The organism is Amycolatopsis sp. WGS_07, from assembly GCF_045278895.1.
Classification (GTDB): Bacteria; Actinomycetota; Actinomycetes; order Mycobacteriales; family Pseudonocardiaceae; genus Amycolatopsis.
Map to the genome: position 1 here is coordinate 5206254 of NZ_CP136053.1, position 19534 is coordinate 5225787.

Genomic DNA, 19534 nt, shown 5'->3' on the forward strand with positions numbered 1-19534 from the left:
ACGGGGGCGGCGGGCCGGAACGCGCGGATCAGACGCCCGCGGTCTGCTTGATCCAGTCGCGGCTGTTCGCGATGCTGGCGTAGTTCTGCGTGCCGTGCTCGTCGCTGCCGGAGTTCTCGCCGGTCGAGCAGACGCCGACCTGGACGCCGTCGGCCAGCTGCGGGCCGCCGGAGTCGCCGTGCCACGACGCGCCGGTGACGCCCTTGCTCGCGATCGCCTTGCCGTTGAAGGCGTCCGTGCTCTCGCCGGTGACCTGGACGTCCGCGGTCTTGAGCGTGTCCGAGGGCGGGCTCTGGTCCTTGATCCGGCCCCAGCCGTAGATCTGGTTGGTGGCGCCGGTTTCCGGGTCCTTGTCGGCGAGCTTCATGAACGTGGTGTCCACGGCGGTCTTGAGGTGCAGCAGCGCGATGTCGCCGTTGGGCGAGGCCTTCTGCTCGTCGACCGCGGCCTCGGTGCCCTTGCCGAGCGCGACGTCGCCGACCTTGACGTGCATGCCCGGCTTGTTGAGGCAGTGCTGCGCGGTGAGCACCCACTCCGAGGCGATGATCGTGCCGGAGCACTCGAAACCGCCGTTTTCGGTGACGTCGTCCCAGAAGATCTGGGCGCCCCACGGGGCCGACTTCACGGTTTCGCCGCCGATGATGTACGTGTCGGCGCTCGCCGCACCGGTCGCCGCGACCCCGAACGCCATCGCAGCCCCTGCGACGACGGCCGCCGCTTTCGCGTAACGCATGGAAAATCCCTCCGCCTCGGTGGTGATTTCCCGACCGTAGGCGGCGTTTGGAAATCGGGTAACCTACGGAAGTCGGTCTTCGGTCCACGTTTCGCGGAGCGTCCCGCCGGGGTCAAGCCGCTGGCGGAGGGCTTCCGCTTGCTCCGGACGGGTGAGCGCGGCGACGGCCGCTTCCTGCTGAAGATGCAGTGCGCGCACGGCGACGCGGAGTTTGCGGATCCGGCTGCGGGTGCGGAGCCGGGCGCGCCACGGGCGCCAGAGGACGGCGAGCAGCAGGCCGGTGGTTTCGGCGCGGTAGTCCTGGGCCGCTTGGGTCAGCTGGGTCAGGTCCGGGGCTTTGCCGAGCCGCTGGGCGACGGTTGCCGCAATGGCGCATTCGAGGACGCGTTCGTGGGCGCCGGCGGCGAAATCGGCGACTCGGCGGGGGACTCCGGCGACCAGTACGGCGGTGAGCAGTTCGGACAGCGCCTCGCGGAGGGCGCGGTGGGCGTCTGTCCCGTCTTCCAGGACGGCGGCGATGCCGAGCGCGTCGGCGAGGTGCTTCCGGCTGGCCGCGGTGTTCGGGGGCAGGCCGATCCGGATGTCGTGCACCCCGCCGGAGACGGCGCGGGTCGCTTCCAGCTGCCGGTAGACCTCGGCGCGGAGCTGGCGGCGTTCCTGGGTTTTGGCGAGGTACGTGGTGAGCGCGGCGCCGATGACGCCTCCGCCGGTGGTGTAGGCCAGTTCTGCCAGTCCGGGCATCGGATCCCCTTCGATCATGGACTGCATATGCTGGCAGAGCGGCAATGCGGGCTAGCGGGGAGCGGGATGCACACGGTGAGGCTGGGTTCGGCGCGCGGCGATCGGGTGGCGATCGCGGTGCGCGGGCGGATGCATCCGGGGGCGGACGATTTCTGGGACGGGAACTGGCTGGTCAGCCCGATCGAGATCGTGTCCGGCGGGTTCAGCGCGCGGCTGGGCGCCGGGTTGCGGGCCAATGAACTGCGGGAGTTCCGGGCGGAGCTGGCGGCGTGCGGCGAGTCCGGCGGCAGCGCGCGGCTGACCTCGCTGGAGGACTGGCTGGACCTGACCGTGACCGTCGGCGCCGACGGGCGGGTCGAGGCGGAGGGGGTCGCGGTGGCTGATCACTCGAGCGGGAACCGGTTGTTGTTCCGCATCGAGGGGATCGCGTACTCGCAGCTGGCGGAGGCTGTCGCGGCGCTGGACGCGGTGGACGCGGAGTTTCCGGTGCTCGGCCGTCCGTGAGGGGAACCCAGGTTCCCCTCACGGACAGTGTGCTTACAGGACGGTGATCGCTCTCGGGGCCGGGACTTCGTTGTTGAACGCGAAGTTGTCGTGCCACTTCACGCTGATGCCGGTGAACTGGCCGCCGTCCGACAGGGACACGAAGACGTCTCCGGCGTCGCCGCGGGTGAAGGTGGCGATGTCGTCTTTGCCGTCGCCGTTGAAGTCGCCGATGGCGGGGATTTCGTCGTTGAAGGCGAAGTTGTCGTGCCATTTGACGCTGGTGCCGGTGAACTTCGTGCCGTCGGACAGCGCGACGAAGACGTCCCCGGCAGGGCCTCGGGTAAAGACGGCGATGTCGTCCTTGCCGTCGCCGTTGAAGTCGCCGACGGCGGGGATTTCGTCGTTGAAGGCGAAGTTGTCGTGCCACTTGACGCTGGTGCCGGTGAACTTCGACCCGTCCGACAGCGCGACGAAGACGTCCGCGGTGTCGCTGCGGGTGAAGGTGGCGATGTCGTCTTTGCCGTCGCCGTTGAAGTCGCCGACCATCGGAACCTCGTTGCCGAAGCCGAAACCGGTGTGCCACACCTGCGCCGGGCCGAACTTCGTGCCCTCGGGCAGCACGACGTAGACCGCGCCGCGCGTGGTGAAAGCGACGACGTCGTCCTTGCCGTCGCCGTTGAAGTCGCCGATGGCGAGACGGTCGTCGAAGTGCCCGAAGTCGTCCTGCCACAGCGTGCCGTTGCCGTTGAACTTGGTGCCGTCCGACAGCGCGACGTAGACGTCTCCGGTGTCACCGCGGGTGAAGGTGGCGACGTCCGCCTTTCCGTCGCCGTTGAAGTCGCCGGTCAGCGGGATCTCGTCGCCGATGGAGAACCGGTCGTGCCACTTGACGCTGCGGTCGACGAACTGGCCGCCGTCCGAGTTCGCCACGAAGACGCTGCCCGCGCTGCCCCGGACGAAGGTCGCGATGTCCGCCTTGCCGTCGCCGGTGAAGTCGGTCAGCGAGCGGTTCCCGGTCTTCGCGGAGAACGAAGGGCTGGCGACGCCGGTCGAGGAAACGACCAGGTACGACCAGTTTTGCCGGGCGGCGGCGGAGTGCACCAGCGACGTTTCGGCGGTGGTTCCCACGAGCTGCTCCGGCACGGCCTTGGCTGGCCCGCTCGCGTTGGCGTAGACGGAGTAGGTCGCGTTGTCGGACGCGGCCAGCGGGGTCCACGACACCGTGACGCCGTGGCCGACCGCCTTCGCCGAGCCGACGATGGCCTGCTCGTGGATCCAGCCGGTCAGGTCGTCGACCCTGGCTCCGGTCGTGCCTTGGCGGGTCTGGGTTTCGCCGAGACAGCCGTGCTGCCACGACGCGCCCGCGACGGCGACGATCACGTTGTCCTGGCTGTAAACCGGGCCGCCCGCGTCGCCCTTGCAGGCGTCCGCGCCGTTGGCTCCGGTGAGCGAGACGGACGTCGCGGTGCTGGACGAAACGGTGAACTTCGCGACGCTGGCGTCGGCCGGAAGCCATTCGGTCGAAGTCCGGCCCCAGCCGGCCAGGGACAGTTCGCCCGCCGGAATCCCTGCTGCGACGGGGAGTTTCAGCGGTGCGGCGTCGGTGATGGTGGTGTCGAGGCGGGCGAGTGCGACGTCGCGATCGGTCCGGGTGATCACCGTGGCCACCTTGGCGGTGTGCCCGCCGACGGTGACCGTGGTCGGCTTGGCGGGTGTGCCGCCCTGCGGGTTTTCGGGGAAGCAGCTGGCGGCGGTGAGCACCAGCGTGGGCTCGACGAGCGAGCCGCTGCAGGCGCGTCCGTCGGCGGTGAGCTTGGCCGCGAAGCTCAGTTTCGCTGTGGTGCCACCGGAAACGGCGGACGCGGGCAGCGCGGTCAGCAGACCGGCCGCCGCGACGGCGGCTGCCACCGCGGCGGTTCTCGAGTGCAGTTTCATGGTCGTCCTTGGTCAGCCGGCGAGCTTGCAGGAATCGGGAGCGGCGGTTACGTGGATCTCGGTGTTCCAGCCGGTGCCCACGCTGAGGCCGCCGCCGTCCGGTGCGGCCGGTCCCCAGGTGTCGGTGTTGTCGGAGTAGCGGTACCAGCGCAGCACCGGGCCGATGGTGTCGTCCCAGGGGCTTTTGCCGTAGCCGCCGCGGCCGTACAGGATGTCGCCGCCGGGCGAGAAAATCTCGCTGAACATGTTCCAGCCGACGCCCACCGGCTTGTTCCGCTGGGTCCACTTGGCCGCCGCGAAGTCGTATTTGAACCGGAACAGGTCGCCGTTCGGCTTGCGCGCGTAGAGCACGCCGTCGCCGGCCGCGGTGATCGAGTCGAACGCGCCCCAGCCGGTGTCGACGACGTCGCCGCCGCCGTTGACCCAGTCGTTCGTCGCGTCGTTCCACACGTAGACCTTCAGCCGGGCCTGGTCGTCGATCATGAAGATCCGGCCCTGCTCGTCGGCGGTGACCCGGTTGCCGTACTCCGGCGTCAGATAGCGCTCCCAGCCGCTGCCGACCTCGAGGTTGCCGCTCCAGCCGGTCGTCGGCGAGTACACCCAGCGCTTGAGGACGCCGGTGCCGAACGGGTCGCCGGCGCCGTGGTTGCGGTGGATGTCCCAGACCGCGCCGCCCTTGCCGGCGATCGTCCGGCCGTTCCAGCCCTGGCCGATGTCCTTGGGCGGCACCGTCCAGTCGGGCTTGCCGCCTGCCGGGTCGTGGTGGGTGTAGCGCCAGAGCGTGCCGTCGGCGCGGGCGGACCACACGATCGCGCCGCCGGGGCAGGAAACCGGGGTCGGGACGATGCTCTGCCGGATCCAGCCGCCGAGGTCGTCGACGCGGGTCTCAGTGCTGCCCTGCCGGGTTTCGGTGACCGCGAGACAGCCGTGCTGCCACGAAGCACTGTGCAGGGCAACGACTTCGACGCTCTGCCCGACCGTCCGCAACGCCGGGCCGCCCGCGTCGCCGAGACACGTGTCGACGCCGTCCGCGGACTTGGCCGCGATCGTCGTGCCAGTGCTGCTGACGACGGCGAACGGCGCGATCCTCGGCCGGGCGGGCACCCATTCGGTCGCGGTGCGGCCGAAACCGGCCAGCTGCAAGGTTTCCCCGGCCTGCGGAGCGGTGCTGCCGACCGTGGCCACGGCGACGCCGGTCGCCGGAGCATCGAGCTTCGCGAGCACGACGTCGCGATCGGCCCGGCGCACGACCTTGGCGACCTTCGCGGACTTCCCGGCGCCGGTGCCGAGGTCGACGTCGCCGACCAGCACGGTCGCGGGTTCGGTGGGTTTGCCCAGGTCGTCGGGCGTGAGGCAGGTGGCGGAGGTGAGGATCCAGGAGGGATCTATCAGAACGCCGGAGCACGCTTTGGTCGCGGTGGAGATCCGGGCGAGATAAGGATGGGAACCGAGCGGGACGGCGGTTCCGCCGGAAACCGCGGAAGCGGGGGCAGCGGTGCAGACAGCGGTGGTCACGAGGATCGCGGCGATTGCGGGCGCCGCGCCGGGTCTTCCTTTTTCGGGCGCATAGCACTTCCCAGGAGAATGGAGAACGGAATAGTGTGCACGCCTCCTCTGGAGGCGTGAGGGGTCAGTCGGAAAGCGAAGGCACGCTATTTGCCACCCGGTGCCCCGGGTGGCAAATAGCGCAAGAGGATCTTCCGAACGGGCTACTCAGGAAGAGGCGCGCAACTCGAGAAGCGTCGCGGGATCGGTTCCCGCTCCTTCGCCGACGCCGGTCCATCCGTTCTTGGCGATCGGGACGGTGCTGTTCTTTCCGTTGATTTCGACGGTGGCCTGCACGGTGTGGCTGTCGCCCTTGACCTGATAGGCGTAAGGCACCTGCAGCCGGAGATAGCCGGTCGAGCCGGTGACCGTGAAGCAGTAGTGGCCGGAATCCGGGCCGTGGTCGGCCGAGTTGTAGGCGTGCACCTCAAGCATCGCCGCTCCGCTGCCGCAGGCGGCGAACAGGATGTGCCCGTCGCCGCTGATCAGCGTCAACGCGCGTTCCTGGAAGATCTTCGCCGCGCCCGGATAGGCGTAGTCCTCGACGATCGGCGGCGGCGTGTCGTCGGCGGGAGCCGCGCTCGCGGTGGCCGAGACGGCGGCAGCGGCGCCCGCGGCGAGCGTGAGACCGGCGAGCATGACTGAACGCGCGCGTGCGCGCATAGTTCCCCCTGGGGTGACAATCGGACAGGACGAATCCACGGCAGGCGTTGCCGTGCTGGCACTGCGGTGAAAGCGCGTCCGTCCCCGTGCGGACCCGAATCGGACTTTAACGATCGCCAGAGTAGGCGTCAACGGCCGTTCGGCGGCTTGTTCCGCGTACCGGCACATTCCGCGCCGGCATGCGTTCGCCGAATTCCCGGACCCGAATGCCGCTACCGGAGCCGTCCGCGATTCTGCTAATTTCGACCTGCTCCACGGGGGAGAGTCCGGCTGCAGTTCCGGTTTTCGTTTTCGCGCGCCCGCATTCCCCGCGGCAGAACCGCAGTTTCGCGCTCGGGAAGGCAGCGGGCCGGTGAGCGCCGGTCCGTCGGCCCGCCGTGACCGTGCGCGGAGAACTTCCGTCCGGGTACGGGAAAGGAAGCGAGACGCATGAGACCTCTCCGGGTCAGATTCCGTGCCGCGACGGCGTTTTTCGCCGCCGTCGCGCTCACTGTGGGCATCACGCCCGCCATCGGGGCCGCGCCGGTCGCCGCCGCCGCGGACTCGCCGCCGCCGACGGACCGCGAGCAGCTCGTCGCGTTGCTGCGCACCGGCGGACCGGTCGTGTCGCGCGCCGTCGAGGCCGCTTTGTGCGGCACGGACGAGGACGTGCACACCTTCGTCGTGTCCGGTCTCGCGCGCATGCAGGAGGTCGAGGACCGCGTTTCGGTCCAGAAGATGCTGACCGGCGGCGGACCGGCCACGCAGCACGCCGCGAACGCGGCGCTGAGCGGCACGATCGGCGACGTCCGGGCGTTCCTGACCAGCGGCTGGCAGCAGCCGTGGCACGACGACGTGCGGATCCAGGTCAGCAGGCTGCTGACCGCGGCGACCGGGCCCAGGGTGAAGGCGGCGGCCAACACCGCGCTCAACGGCTCGACCGACGACCAGCTGGCCTTCCTGGGGGCAGGCTGGCAGCAGGCGCAGGACAACGACGACCGCATCGCCGTGCAGCAGCTGCTCAACACCGGCGGCCCGGAGGTCAAGAAGGCCGCGAACCAGGCGCTGTCCTCGACGATCGAGAGCGTGCGGGAGTTCCTGCGCACCGGTTACCAAGCAGCGACCCAACGGGACGCGGAGACGCTGTCGGTCAGTGCGCTCGCGGATCTCGCCAAGGGCGCCCAGGCCCGTTCGGCGGTGCAGACTCAGGCCGCGAAGGACGCGGCCGACCAGGCAGTGGCCGCGGCGGCCGCGGCCAAGGCGGCGGCCAAGACCGCGGCCGACGAGACGCAACAGGCGCAGAAATCGGCCGAGCAAGCGGCGAGTGCGGCGGGCCGGGCCGCCGACGCGGCGAACCGGGCGGCGCAAGCCGCGCAGCGCGCGATCGACGCTTCCGCGGCCGCGGCCAGGGCCGCGCGGGAAGCGTCCCACGCGGCGAGCCAGGCGGCGTGGGCGGCTTCCATGGCCGGTCAAGCGGCAGCCAGGGCCCGCAATGCCGCGGTGGGCGCGGCACACGACCGCGGGCAGGCGGACGCTGCCCGGGACGCCGCGCAGAAAGCCCGCGACGCGGCGATCGGGGCGCGCACGGCAGCGGACGCGGTAGCCCAAGCTGTCGAAGCGGTGCGCCAGGTAGCGGTGGCCGCGCAGGCGGCGGCGTCGGCTGCCGGGAACGCGGCCGACGCGGCGCAGGCGTCGCGGGACGCGGGCGGCTGGGCACAGCGGGCTGGGGCGAGTTCCGCCGAAGCCGCTGCCGCCGCCGCTCGGGCGCAGCGCAACGCGGACGAAGCCAAGCGGGCTTCCGGGGTCGCTCTCGCCCTCGCCAACGACGCGGCGGCTGCCGCCGGTGAAGCCCGGCAAGCCGCCACCGACGCGGCCGCACACGCGGACGCGGCGGCGCAGGCTGCCGACGAGGCGGCGCAGCACGCCGGGGAAGCGGCCGGTGCGGCCCAGCGGGCTCATGACGCGGCGGTCGCGGCCCAGACCGAGGCGGCCAGTGCGCAGACCGCGGCGGACCAGGCGAAGAGCACGGCCGAACTCGCCCGCCGGGCGGACACGGAACGGCTGGCCGAACAGCAGTCCAAGGCTATGCGCGAGGCCGAGGACGCCAAGCAGGCCGAGACAGGCAAGGCGGCGACTCCACAGTGGACCGCGGGCATCGCCGAACAGGTCGACCCGGCGACGCAGCAGCTGCTGAATCAGGCCGCGGACCCGGCGACGGCGCCGGAAGCGGCGGCCACAGCCGGCCGGCGGGCCGCGCTGGCGTTGTGGCACAGCGGAGGCCCGCGGGTGCGGCTCGCCGCTTCAGCCGCGCTCGGCGGCACTGCCGAGCAGGTCGCGGCTTTCGTCCGGACCGGTTTCGCGGCCGCGACAGAACAGGACGACCGATACAGCGTTTCTGTGATCGCGGGCACCACCATGGTCGCGGCGCAGCGGGACGCCGCGAACGCGGCCAACGCGGGAAGCTACGACCAGGTCAAGGAATTCCTCCGCACCCGGGCGTATCCGCACAAGGACGACGACGACCGCGTCGCCGTGCAGAAGATCCTCAACACGGGCGGGCCGATCACCCGCGACGCGGCGAACCGGGCCCTTTCCGGGACCCCGGAGGACGTCCGCGCCTTCCTCGCCACCGGCCGTCTTCGCGCCGCCGAGGACGACGACCGGGTCGCGGTGCAGAAGATCCTCGACGCCGGCGGCCCGGAGGTCCGCGCGGAAGCCAACGCGGTCTTGTCCGGGCCGTGGTCCTACGTCCGGAAGTTCCTGAAGACCGGCCAGTACGACGCCGCGCTGCGCGACGCCGACACCGCGGAGCACGTCGCGCAGATCAACGGTTACGTGGCCGATGCCGCGCAGTCCGCGGCGCTGGCCAAGCAGAACGCCGCGCTCGCCGCCCAGTACGAGGCGACCGCGCGGGGTGCGGCGGAGGAGGCCGCCCGCTGGGAAGCGGATGCCAAGCTGTCCGCGTCCCGCGCCGAGGAATTCGCCGCGCAGGCCAAGACTTCCGCGGACGAGGCGAGCCGGTCGGCGGCGCAGGCGGCGTTCTCGGCCAAGCAAGCCCGGGACGCCGCGGCTGCCGCGCAGGGCAGCGCCCAGGCGGCGAAGAACTCCGCCGCGCACGCTGCCCAGTCCGCGGCATTGGCGTCCCAGTACGCGGCGCAGGCCCGGGCATCGGCGGCGCAAGCGCTTGCGGACGCGGTCGCCGCGGGTCGTTCCGCGGCCCAAGCGGCGGAGGCCGCGGCAGCCGCGCAGAACGCGGCGGTCGAGAAGCAGCGCGAGGAACAGACCCAGCAAGCCGTCTCCGGGCTGCGCGATTCCGTGCAGAAGCTCCGCGACCAAGCCGCGGCGGGCGCCGGCGACCGGCCGGAGCTGGCGAAACTGCGGGACGCGGCCGACCAGCTGCTGTCCATGATCGACGCGATGGCCCGCGGCACGCTCGACTTCGTCCGCGACCACGCGGGCGAACTGCTCACGCTGCTGGCGCACCTGCTGGAGATCGGCGGCGGGCTCGGGCTCACCGTGGCCGGTGCGACCGGGGTCGTCGCCGGCGTCACGACCTGCGGCGAGGAGATCGCGGGCGGCACCGCGGCGGGGGCGCTCGTCGGCCTGCCGGAAGGCGGGGTCGGCGCGATCCCGGGCGCGGCCATCGGTTTCGTGGGCGGCCTGATCGCCTGCGTCTTCACCGGCGGACCGGCGATCGCGGGCGGCATCGCGGGCATCCTCGGCGGGCTCGCGATGGCGATGGACGGCATCAAGGGCGCGGCGGGCGACATCGAGAAGCTCACCCAGAACCGGGGGCCGCTCGAAGGCCAGCGAGACGTCAAGGTGTTCGACCCGAGCGTTCCCAACAACGGCAGGCTGATCACCGACATCGACCACGTGGACCGCGGCGTGCTGTGGGAGGAGAAGAGCGCGACCTGGGTGCCCGACGTCAAGGTGTGGACCGACAAGCAGGTGACGAAAAAGTTCGACGCCTACCTGAAGGCGCGCGAGATCAGTCCTGAACTGTCCGCGTATCGTAACGCCCCGGTGGGCTTGCGGTTGACCTCGCCCGGCGTCGATCCCGCGTTGCGGCAGGGGATCGAAGAGGCGATCGCCGAGATCCGCGCCGCGCACCCCGGCCTGACGATTTTCCTGGAGTTCGCTTAGTGAGTTACGTGTTCGACGCCGGCGGCGAGACCGTGTGGAGCCCGTCGCTGCGGATGGGGAAGCTGTTCGTCAGCATGGCGGAGACGCTCGCGAGCAACTTCGACCTCGACCTTCCGTCCGCCGGGTTCACGGCGATGGCCAGCGACTACTACTACCTCGACCCGCCGAGGCTGGCCGCCTTCGTCCGGACGCTGCTGGGCAGCTCCGTGGCGAGCCATCCGGTGTACTGGCAGCTCGCCCGCGGGTTCCTGGCGATCTGCCTGGTCCTGCTGGAAGAGTGCGGGGTAACGGTGGACGGGGTCCCGGCAGAGCTGGCCGAGGCCAGGGATTCGCTGCCGGAGCTGCCGAAGTGACCGGCTGGTATGGGCTCCTCGGCCGAGGAGCCCATACCAGCGCGGCGAGTGTTTCGGGTCCGAGCCGGACGAGGGAGGCTGAGCATCGTGGGCCGGATCGCCGATGTGCTGCGCCGGCCCGGGACGTACGGGATCTATTCGCCCACGGCGGTCCCGGTCCGAACCTGACCGGGGAGGTCCAGGCGGCCAAGACCGTGGCCGCGCGGGTCGGGCCGGTGACGGGTACGAGCAGCGAGCGCGGGAGTTTCGGAGGTACCATGGCCTGGTGAGGCCGTTCTCGCCGGGCAACGGCGTTTCGCTGCCGAATGGCTTGCGGCGGAAGGGAAATCGGTTGTTCCGGTGATTGCGCCGTCCGGAGTGGACAGTGCGGTCATCGACCGGCTTCGCGCGGGGGCGCGGTTTTGTCGGCGCGGACAAGATGCTGCGCTGCGGCCTTGAACCGGGAACGCTCGTGGAGCGGCTGGCGGTGGACTCCGAGCTGCCGGGAGGTGCGGGACCATCTCGCCGACCCGGAGCTGCGGGCCGTCGTGGTCCGGTGGGAGCTGTTGTATCCGAAATTGCCCTGAGGAAGGCGAACATGCTGAGCCGGAACGAACGCATGGCGGACGTGATGAACCGTCCCGGGGTGTATGGGATCTACACCCTGGGGCAGCTGCTCGGCTACGTCGAAGCCAAGACCGGCGGCTCGGCCTACAATGCCACGCAGCAGGCCAAAGACGCCTACCTGCAAGCGACGTACGGGTTCATTATCAATGTGGTGAGGAACGCTCCATGACGGCGGTGTACGCGGATGGCGTATGAGATCCACCTGTACTGCAAGACCGGCGGGGCGACCGCCGCCGCGGGCTTCGAGGCACTGACCGAGAGCGCCGGGGTGCCGGTCGAGAACCGGCTCAGCGGAGAAGGCTGGGTTTCCGCGGAGGTGGGCGACGGCTGTCAGCTCGAGTTCTCCGCGGGCACTCCGGTGGTCGCCGCGATGATCGCCGAGCTGGCTCCCAGCGACGAGTCGGGCCGGGTAGCCGCCTCGGACGCGGTGGCGACGCTCACGCTGAGCGGCGAAGTCGCGTGGCCGGCGGTGTCGGCGGTCTGGCGCGCGGCGAAGTCGTTGTGGGACGTGGTTCCCTACGATGACGGTGCCGGTTTCGCAGTGGATCTCGACGAGTTGTGACCGGCGACGGTGTCCCGGCTCGGTGAAGTCGTACTCGCCGGGCCGGGACGCTTTGTCGCTGAACGGCTTGCCGCAGAAGAAAAGCCGGTCTCGGAGCTGATTCCGGCGCGGCGCGGATCGCGGCTGGAAGTCGCACTGAGAGAGGCGGAAATGCTCACCCGGAACGAACGCATGGCCGACGTGATGAACCGTCCTGGCGTGTACGGGATCTACACGCTGGAGCAAGCCCTCTCCTTTTTCACCGGTTTCGACGCCGCCGCCGAGCTGGCGTATTTCCGGGGGTTCGAGGAATGGCTGGCTCGCAACGGCGGTCCTGGCCCCAACATCGCCTGGCCGAGTCAGGCGGCGCAGGTGGTCGCCGCGCGGCTGTCCGGCGGGACGGACGAAATCAGCGAGTTCTTCGCGGTGGTGAGGGAGTTCCTGGCCGAAGTGCGGCAGCTGACGCTTCCTCCGCCGCCCCCGCCGAGCCGGTTCCTCCAGGAGTCGCGCACGGAGCGAGGCCGAGCGCGTTAATCCTCCACCGGCTTAGTCCAAGCCACCTGCACCAGCTCCGCCCCATGCCGTCGCGAAACCAACGTCCCCCGCCCGGCAGGCTGTGGCGAAGGCTTCACATCGCCCAGCAACGCGCCTTCCTCCTTCCCTCCGGACATGACCAGACCCGGCGAGCCCAGTTCCCGCACCCGCTGGATCACCGCCTCGTACAACCCCCGTCCGGCGCCGCCGGAAGAGCGGGCCAGGATCAGGTGCAGGCCGATATCCCTTGCCTGCGGCAGGAATTCCAGCAGCGGCGCCACCGGGTTCCGGCCCGCGGTAGCGACCAGTTCGTAGTCGTCGATGACCACGTACAGGTCCGGGCCGCGCCACCACGAGCGGTTTCGCAGTTGCTCAGGGGTGACGTCGGGGCCGGGGAGGCGGTTGCGCATCGCGGTCGCGCACTGGTTCACCAAGTCGGTCAGCGTGTTCTCGGCACCGGCGTAGCCGAGCAGGTGCGGCTGGTCCACCACGCCGAGCAGGCCGCGGCGGTAGTCGCCGACCAGGATCAGGGCTTCGTCGGGGGTGTTGGTCTGGCAGATGCCGGTGATGAGGGCGCGCAGCAGCGAACTCTTGCCGGATTCGACGTCGCCGAAGGCCAGGAAGTGCGGGTCCGTCCGGAAGTCCAGGTGGACCGGGCGCAGGGTGGATTCGGCCAGGCCCAGGGTGATCCGGCCGGGAGGGGCGGCCGGGAAGGAGTCCAAGGGGACTTCGGGGGGCAGGAGGCGGACTTGAGGGGCGCGCGGGCCGGTCCAGGCGGCCGAGACGCGGCGGACCAGGTCCAGGCCGCCGGCGCCTACGGTGTCGGGGCGCTGGTCGGAGTCGATGCGCGGGAGGGCGGCCAGGAAGTGCAGTTTGTCCGCGGTCAGGCCGCGGCCGGGGCGGTCGGCGGGGACGTTCTGGGCCACCTTGCGGTCGATCGACGAGTCGGCCGGGTCGCCGAGGCGCAGTTCGAAGCGGGTGCTGATGGCGTCGCGGAGCTGGGCGCGCGCGCCGATCCACTGGTTCAGCGAGACCAGGACGTGGATGCCGAAGCCGAGGCCCCGCTGGGCGAGCGCGGTGATCTGCTCTTCGAGTTTTTCGTACTCCGACCGGATGGTGGTCCAGTTGTCCACGAAGAGGAACACGTCGCCGAACTCGCGGTCGTCGCTGCTTTCGGTGAACTCGCCGCGGCGGCTGCGGAAGGCGGACATCGATTCGATTCCGTGTGCGGCGAAGAATTCTTCCCGCTGTTCCAGCAAGGTCACCAGTTCCGCGACGACCCGGCGGCAGCGTTGCGGGTCGCGGCGGGTGGCGTAGCCCGAGACGTGCGGGAGGCCGGCGATCGGGGCCAGCGCGCCGCCGCCCATGTCCAGGATGAAGAACTGCACCTCGGCGGGGGTGTGGGTGAGCGCGAGCATCGCCGCGATGTCCTTCATCAATGTCGACTTGCCGCTTTGCGGTGCGCCGACGATCACCGCGTTGCCCGCCGCGCCGGAGAAATCGGCCCACAGCATGTCGCGGCGTTGTTCGAAAGGCTTGTCCACCAACGCCACGGGGATGGTCAGTTTGCCGTTGCCGCCCCAGCCGAGCGGGCACAGACCGCGGCGGGGGTCTTCGCCGATGGGCGGCAGCAGCTGGTCCAAAGTGGGCGGTTCGGCCAGCGGCGGCAGCCAGATCTGGTGCGCGGCCGGGCCGCGTCCCTCCAAACGGGACAGCATCGCGCCGATGATGGTTTCGCCGGTGCCCTTGGCGGGAGCCTCGGCGGCGGGTTGTTCGGCGACCGGCACTTCCACCGGGGCCAGGGTGAACGGCAGGACGCCCAGCTGCTGTCCGTCCGAGCGCACGATGCGGCTGCGCGGCGGCAGTTCGCCGGATACGTAAGCGGCCTTCAGCCGGATCAGGGTGTCGTTGTCGGACTTCAGATACGCCGAACCGGGCACCGGCGGCAGCTGGTAGGCGTCCGCGACACCCAGCACCGCACGGCTTTCCGCGGCGGAGAACGTCCGCAGGCCGATCCGGTACGACAGGTGCGAGTCGAGCCCGCGCAGGCGGCCTTCCTCCAGCCGCTGCGACGCGAGGAGCAAGTGGATGCCCAGCGAGCGCCCGAGCCGTCCAATCGCGACGAACAGGTCGATGAACTCCGGCCGTGAGGACAGCAGCTCGGAGAACTCGTCGATGATCACCAGCAGCGAAGGCAACGGCTGCAGCGGCGTGCCGTCCGCGCGCGCCTTCTCGTAGTCGCGCACCGATGCGTAATTGCCGGCTGAGTGCAGAAGTTCCTGCCGCCGTAGCAGTTCGCCGTTCAGCGCGTCCGCCATGCGGTCGACGAGAGCGAGGTCGTCGGACAGGTTCGTGATCACCGCGCAGGTGTGCGGCAGGTTGGTCATCCCGGCGAACGTCGCGCCGCCCTTGAAGTCGATGAGCGCGAGATTCAGCTTTTCCGACGAATGCGTGACGGCCAGCGCGGTGACCAGCGTGCGCAGCAGTTCGCTCTTGCCGGACCCGGTCGCGCCGATCACCAGCCCGTGCGGGCCCATGCCGCCCTCGGCGGATTCCTTGAGGTCGAGTTCGACGGGGCGGCCTTCAGGGTTGACTCCCAGCGGAATCCGCAGCCGGTCGCGTGCGGGGCGCGGGGCCCAGGTGACGGTCGTGTCCGTGTCGCGCGGGTCGCCGATGCCGAGGAGACCGGCCAGGCCGAACGTCGAGGACATCGGTTGCTCGCTGACTACCGCGCCGCCTTGGTGCAGCGGCGTCAGCATCCGGGCCAGCGCTTCGGCCGCGCCGTGGTCCAGGCGGTCTGGCGTGCCGAGGAAGCCGAGCCGGGCTTCGGTGCCGTCGAGCACCACCATGCCGAGCTGATCCGGTGCGACGTGCAGGCTCAGCAACCGGTCGGTCGACGTCGCGCGCGGCTGGTCGCCGCCGACTTCCAGCACCGTCACGCCGAGGCGGCCTTCCTCGGCCAGCAGCCGGGGTTCGCCGTGGGAGTCGCCGCCGTCGACGACGAGCACGATGTGCGGCAAATCCGCTGACCCGCCGCGCCGCGAGAACGCGGGACGGTCGCCGAGATCCGGGCCGAGCAGCTTCGCGAGTTCCGTTGCGCTGTCGGCGAACAGGCGGCGCGGGCCGGTCGCGTCGGCGAGCACCGGCGCGGTGGCGTGCGGCAGCCACTTCGCCCATTCCCAGTCGTGCGAACGGTCCGGGGCGACGCAGAACGCCACGCGCAGGTCGTTCGGGGAGTGGAAGGTGACCAGTTGCGCGAGCACCGCGCGAGTCATCCCGAGTACGTCAGGACGGCGGCCGGACAGCGTCGCGGCCGCGTACGAACGCAGCGAGATCGAGACTGGCAGGCCCTCGACGGTCGAGAAGGTCTGGATGAAGTGCTTGAGGTTGGTGGAGGACACCGGGTCCAGCTCCTCCAGCGGCGCGATCTGCGGCGCGCGCAACGGCGTCGCGAGCGGCTGCGGACCGGTGGCCGCGCGCACCATCGCGAACGAGCGGTCGCCGCGGCGGCGGTCCCAGTGCTGGTCGGTTTCGACGTAGGCCCACAGGTCCGCCGGGTCCGGCTGCTGCGCGATCAGCGTGGCGCGCTGCGAATCGGCGACCGCGCGCACGCGCGTGCGAAGACCGGCGAGATACCGCTGGTAGTCGCGGCGCTCCTCGTTGATCTGCGCCTTTTTCGCCATGCCGCCGCGGCCGAGCGACATCACGATCATGCCGCCCATCGCGGTGACGAACAGCGCGCCGAAGATCCAGGTCATCACGCCGCCGTCGCGTCCGATGTAGACGAACGACATCGCGCCCATGCCGAGCATCATCGGCAGGAACATCATGAGCTGCATCACGCCGCCGGAGCCGCTCTTGGGCAGCATGGGCGGGGACTGCAGCATGATCTCCCCTGGCTGCTCGCCGAGCAGGCCAAGGCGGTCGCGGGCGGAACTCATGCCCCGTATTTTGGCCGTCCGCTGTCCGGTCGCGGTGGGTACTTTTGCCGTCCGCTCGCCCGGCGGGGCGAACTTACGCTCTCGGGCAGGCGCCCCGCACCGGTGCGCCGGACGCGGGAGACCGGGAGGGAGAGCCATGGGCACGACCGGCGAGTACCGGGCCGAGCCGGAGGCCATGCGCTCCACCGTCGGCAACGTGGGCGCCGTCATCGCCCACGGCATCAACGCCGTCGCAGACCTGGAAAAACTCGTCCTGCAGCCAGCGACGTTCGCCAGTTTCGGCAGCGTCGTCGCGGCGGCGAACGAGGCCCTGCACTCGCAGCAGGTGACCGCGGTGCGCTCGCTGCTGCAACTGCTGCAGGAGATCAACGGCCTGGTCAAGCACAGCGCCGACGCTTACCAAAGCGCCGACGAAGCAGTTTCCGAAGGCTACGGCGGAAGCGGCGGCACGGCTCAGTCTTCTTCGTTGACGTCCATCTGGGGAGCCCCGCACGCCGCGCACCTGGCCGCGGCGGCGATTACCGACAGCACCGGCGCGCACGGCGAACCGTCCTCGGTCGGCAACGTGCTGCGCTACCTCGGCGACGCGGACCTCGGTCGGCTCGCCGAACATCCGCTGACCGACGCCCGGTTCCACGGCGTCGCGGACTTCAACGACTGGCTCGCCGGCGACGCCGACAACCAGGCGCGCGTGGGCCTGATCGAGGTCTATTCGGGCACCGCGCGCACCTTCGGCGACGTGCCCGGCGGCGTGCACAGCGGCGACGTCGTCGTGGTGGAACCGCTGCTGCTCGCCGACCGCACTCCGGTGATCGGCGTCGCCGGGGACGGCGGCGCGCTCTACAACCACGGCCCTGTCGATCCGGGCCTCGGCGGACTGGCCAAGGTCAGCGTGTACCGGCCCGCCTCCGTCTGACCCCGACCCAGCGACCCCCGACCAAGCGAGGTCCGATGCTCTTCCCGAACTCCAGCGCGATGGACGCCACCGCCTCGGGCGGCGGCCCGATCACCGTGCTGCCGCAGATCGTCACCGGCCAGCCGGAGCAGATCGCCAAGCACGTCCTCGACCTTCTGCACAAGGCCGCCGAGCTGACCTCGCTCTACACCGAGCTGAGCAAGGCCGCCGACCAGCTCGGCAAGGTCTGGTCGGGCGGGGCGTCGGAATCGGCGCTGCAGAAGATCTCCCACTCGCTCGAGCAGCTCACCAAGATCATCAACGTGATCGAGAAGGGCGCCGAACTGCTCGGCGTCTCGGGCACGCTGGTGAAGACGGCGCAGGAGGCGTACCGGTCGGTGGTCGCGGCGGTGAACCCGACCGTCGCGTCGCTGATGTCGAACTGGTGGACTTACGGGGCGGCGGTCGCGCTTTCCACCGCCACCAGCGCCACGCTGCGCGGATTCATCACCGCGGTGGGCGGTCTGCTGAAGGCGCTCGGCGCGGGCGACCTCGCGAACCAGATCACTCAGGTCGCGACGATCATCGGCGACATCGAAAAGCTGTTCCACCACGGGTCTTCCGACGCGAACGGCGCGGCGGGGAACGCGGCCGTCTCGGGTACCCCGGTGACCGCGCCGCAGCTGCCCGCGCCGGTCGCGAGCGCGTCCGGGCAGGCGGCGATCGGCGGCAGCGGCGGGGGAGTGCCCGGCGGCAACCCGTCGTTCACGAACTACACGCCGCCCGCGCTGGCCAACGGCGGCTGGCCGGCGGGCAGCGGGACGGGCACCGGAGCCTGGCCGTCCAGCGGCGCCAACGCGGGCAACAGCTGGATCCCGGTGGACCCCGCCCCGGCTCCGGCCCCCGCGCCCTCGGTGCCCGCCCCGTCGACCGGTGCGCACGAGGTCGTCATCCACACCGACCTGAACACCGGCCAGTCGACGGTCGAGGCTCCGGCGGGACAGGACGTGGACATCGATGTCGACGTCACCTACCAGGGCAAGCACTTCCAGCAGCACGTCGACATCGACGCGAAGGGCGCGTAGCCGGTGGCCGTGGACGCGTCCGGGGTCGTCAGCTCGGTGCTGTCGAACTACCGGCAGGTGCTGGTCGAATACCAGCGCCGGGTCACCGGCGACCCGGCGGCGCTGGAGGCGGCTGCGAACCGCTGTGGCACCAACGCGTCCACGATGACCGGCAAGGCCACCGAAATCGCGGACGCTGCCACGGCATTGCACGCGGACTGGGACGGCGCTGCGTACACCGCGTACGCGACAGCAGCGGCCGACGTCGCGCACGCGTTGACCGAAGACGGCACGAAGCTGGCTGATCAGGGCAAGCGGCTGTCGATGGCCGGGCAGCTGTTGCGCTGGGCGCGTTCTGGGGTCGACTCGGTCCTGTCGCAGTTCGATCAGTACGGCGCGCAGCTCACCAACCAAGCGCGTGCGGCGGACCCGAACGCGGTGGGCGCTTTTATCGCTGCCGCAAGGGATTTGGGCGAGCAAGCGGTCGCGGCGGCCGGGCAGGTCGCCGACGAGCTGTCGGACGCGCTGGCCGAGTTGTTCCCCGCGCCGTGGGCCGGGCCGATGAGCAAGCCGGGCAAGCTGGGCAAACGCGGTTACGGCCCGTTGTCCTGGGTCAACGGCGACACGCTCGACGGCCGGAAGCGCCCGCGTTCGGCGCCGTCGTGGTTCGGCAACTCCGGCTGGAAGAAGCTGACCTGGAACGGGCTGGAAGGCACCCGCGCGCCGAAGAAGGCCGACACTCCGTTCGGACAGCCCAAACAGAAGACCGCGATCGGCCGCGCCACCGAGATCACCTACGCCAAGACGGCGCATGAGCAGGACGGCTTCATTCCGGAGTACGACGGGAAAATCTCCTCGCAGGGCTGGGACGCGAAGGCGTCCGGGCACGCCGAACTGGGGTTCCGCGAGGACGTCGGGACCAGCGGAAGCTACGGCGTCGCACACGGCAGCGCTCGCGGCTCCGCGTTCGCTGGCGGCGAGGTCAGCGCTTCGGGGCAGCTCGGTGTGCATGGGCTGGGCGTGCACGCCAACGCGTTCGCGGGCGGCAAGCTGGAGGGCCAGGTCGCGGCGGATGTCGCCGGGGTCGGCGTCGGCGCGAGCGGGAGTGTCCAATATGGAATCGGCGCGCAGCTCGACGGCCAGTTCGTGTACGACAACGGGCATCTGAAGATGAACTTCAAGGCCGGTGCCGCGCTGGGCCTCGGCGCCGGGCTCGGGGCGAAGATCGACATCGACCTGCCGAAGGTCGGCGCGGCGGTCACCGAATACGGCGGCGCGGCGGTCGACGCGGTCGGCGACGCGGCGAGCGAGGCGGCCAACGCGCTGGGTGGGGCTTGGGACGACGCCGCGCAGTATGTGGGTTCCTGGTGAG

General features: G+C 70.7%; 15 protein-coding genes. 9 read left to right on the top strand and 6 right to left on the bottom strand.

Annotation, left to right across the window (positions count from 1 at the left end):
• Positions 1-28 precede the first annotated feature (28 nt).
• Together RPX00_RS24655 and RPX00_RS24660 are read right to left on the bottom strand one after the other, a co-directional pair.
• On the bottom strand, positions 29-733 hold the full coding sequence (locus RPX00_RS24655) for a S1 family peptidase (protein WP_406628847.1): 705 nt from the start codon (positions 731-733) through the stop codon (positions 29-31).
• A 63-nt stretch (positions 734-796) separates the two neighbouring features.
• Positions 797-1474 (bottom strand): hypothetical protein, encoded by a 678-nt coding sequence (locus RPX00_RS24660; protein ID WP_406628849.1) that lies wholly within the window; start codon positions 1472-1474, stop codon positions 797-799.
• Between the two features lie 66 nt (positions 1475-1540).
• Here RPX00_RS24660 and RPX00_RS24665 point away from each other — a divergent pair, with 66 nt between their 5' ends.
• Positions 1541-1978, top strand: a complete 438-nt coding sequence (locus tag RPX00_RS24665) for a hypothetical protein (RefSeq protein ID WP_406628851.1) — start codon at positions 1541-1543, stop codon at positions 1976-1978.
• 33 nt (positions 1979-2011) lie between these two features.
• Here the strand turns inward: RPX00_RS24665 and RPX00_RS24670 are convergent, their stop codons facing one another.
• The 3 genes from RPX00_RS24670 to RPX00_RS24680 all read right to left on the bottom strand — a co-directional run bounded on the left by RPX00_RS24670 (position 2012) and on the right by RPX00_RS24680 (position 6103).
• Complete coding sequence (locus RPX00_RS24670) at positions 2012-3895, bottom strand: FG-GAP-like repeat-containing protein (RefSeq protein ID WP_406628853.1); 1884 nt, start codon at positions 3893-3895, stop codon at positions 2012-2014.
• A 12-nt stretch (positions 3896-3907) separates the two neighbouring features.
• The gene (locus tag RPX00_RS24675) at positions 3908-5410 is read right to left on the bottom strand and encodes a tachylectin-related carbohydrate-binding protein (protein ID WP_406628855.1); all 1503 of its coding nucleotides are present in this window, start codon (positions 5408-5410) and stop codon (positions 3908-3910) included.
• Positions 5411-5608: 198 nt separating this feature from the next.
• The gene (locus tag RPX00_RS24680; protein WP_406628856.1) at positions 5609-6103 is read right to left on the bottom strand and encodes a hypothetical protein; all 495 of its coding nucleotides are present in this window, start codon (positions 6101-6103) and stop codon (positions 5609-5611) included.
• Positions 6104-6532: 429 nt separating this feature from the next.
• On the opposite strand from RPX00_RS24680, the gene RPX00_RS24685 reads away from it, so the two are divergent.
• From RPX00_RS24685 to RPX00_RS24705, 5 genes are all read left to right on the top strand, one after another.
• A complete protein-coding gene (locus RPX00_RS24685) occupies positions 6533-10228 on the top strand; it encodes an ALF repeat-containing protein (RefSeq protein ID WP_406628858.1) in 3696 nt (1231 codons plus the stop codon).
• On the top strand, positions 10228-10581 hold the full coding sequence (locus RPX00_RS24690) for a DUF6086 family protein (RefSeq protein WP_406628860.1): 354 nt from the start codon (positions 10228-10230) through the stop codon (positions 10579-10581). The genes RPX00_RS24685 and RPX00_RS24690 overlap by 1 nt, the downstream gene beginning before the upstream one ends.
• A gap of 364 nt (positions 10582-10945) precedes the next feature.
• The gene (locus RPX00_RS24695; protein WP_406628862.1) at positions 10946-11356 is read left to right on the top strand and encodes a hypothetical protein; all 411 of its coding nucleotides are present in this window, start codon (positions 10946-10948) and stop codon (positions 11354-11356) included.
• Positions 11357-11371: 15 nt separating this feature from the next.
• A complete protein-coding gene (locus tag RPX00_RS24700) occupies positions 11372-11749 on the top strand; it encodes a hypothetical protein (RefSeq protein WP_406628864.1) in 378 nt (125 codons plus the stop codon).
• A 150-nt stretch (positions 11750-11899) separates the two neighbouring features.
• A complete protein-coding gene (locus RPX00_RS24705) occupies positions 11900-12262 on the top strand; it encodes a hypothetical protein (RefSeq protein ID WP_406628866.1) in 363 nt (120 codons plus the stop codon).
• Here RPX00_RS24705 and eccCa read toward each other — a convergent pair.
• The gene (eccCa, locus tag RPX00_RS24710) at positions 12259-16203 is read right to left on the bottom strand and encodes a type VII secretion protein EccCa (RefSeq protein ID WP_406628868.1); all 3945 of its coding nucleotides are present in this window, start codon (positions 16201-16203) and stop codon (positions 12259-12261) included. The genes RPX00_RS24705 and eccCa overlap by 4 nt on opposite strands.
• Before the next feature lie 136 nt (positions 16204-16339).
• Between eccCa and RPX00_RS24715 the strand changes: the two genes are divergently transcribed.
• Genes RPX00_RS24715 through RPX00_RS24725 form a run of 3 tightly spaced genes read left to right on the top strand, consistent with a single transcriptional unit; the run spans position 16340 to position 19533 of the window.
• Positions 16340-17119 (top strand): WXG100 family type VII secretion target, encoded by a 780-nt coding sequence (locus tag RPX00_RS24715; RefSeq protein WP_406628870.1) that lies wholly within the window; start codon positions 16340-16342, stop codon positions 17117-17119.
• Positions 17120-17154: 35 nt separating this feature from the next.
• Positions 17155-18183 (top strand): WXG100 family type VII secretion target, encoded by a 1029-nt coding sequence (locus RPX00_RS24720; RefSeq protein ID WP_406628872.1) that lies wholly within the window; start codon positions 17155-17157, stop codon positions 18181-18183.
• Between the two features lie 3 nt (positions 18184-18186).
• The gene (locus RPX00_RS24725) at positions 18187-19533 is read left to right on the top strand and encodes a hypothetical protein (RefSeq protein ID WP_406628874.1); all 1347 of its coding nucleotides are present in this window, start codon (positions 18187-18189) and stop codon (positions 19531-19533) included.
• The last annotated feature ends 1 nt before the right edge of the window (position 19534 follow it).

Coding starts and splice junctions, on each gene's coding strand:
- eccCa (WP_406628868.1), bottom strand. CDS start 16,203: ATGAGTTCCGCCCGCGACCGCCTTGGCCTGCTCGGCGAGCAGCCAGGG.
- RPX00_RS24670 (WP_406628853.1), bottom strand. CDS start 3,895: ATGAAACTGCACTCGAGAACCGCCGCGGTGGCAGCCGCCGTCGCGGCG.
- RPX00_RS24720 (WP_406628872.1), top strand. CDS start 17,155: ATGCTCTTCCCGAACTCCAGCGCGATGGACGCCACCGCCTCGGGCGGC.
- RPX00_RS24705 (WP_406628866.1), top strand. CDS start 11,900: ATGCTCACCCGGAACGAACGCATGGCCGACGTGATGAACCGTCCTGGC.
- RPX00_RS24660 (WP_406628849.1), bottom strand. CDS start 1,474: ATGCCCGGACTGGCAGAACTGGCCTACACCACCGGCGGAGGCGTCATC.
- RPX00_RS24680 (WP_406628856.1), bottom strand. CDS start 6,103: ATGCGCGCACGCGCGCGTTCAGTCATGCTCGCCGGTCTCACGCTCGCC.
- RPX00_RS24655 (WP_406628847.1), bottom strand. CDS start 733: ATGCGTTACGCGAAAGCGGCGGCCGTCGTCGCAGGGGCTGCGATGGCG.
- RPX00_RS24715 (WP_406628870.1), top strand. CDS start 16,340: ATGGGCACGACCGGCGAGTACCGGGCCGAGCCGGAGGCCATGCGCTCC.
- RPX00_RS24685 (WP_406628858.1), top strand. CDS start 6,533: ATGAGACCTCTCCGGGTCAGATTCCGTGCCGCGACGGCGTTTTTCGCC.
- RPX00_RS24665 (WP_406628851.1), top strand. CDS start 1,541: ATGCACACGGTGAGGCTGGGTTCGGCGCGCGGCGATCGGGTGGCGATC.
- RPX00_RS24700 (WP_406628864.1), top strand. CDS start 11,372: ATGGCGTATGAGATCCACCTGTACTGCAAGACCGGCGGGGCGACCGCC.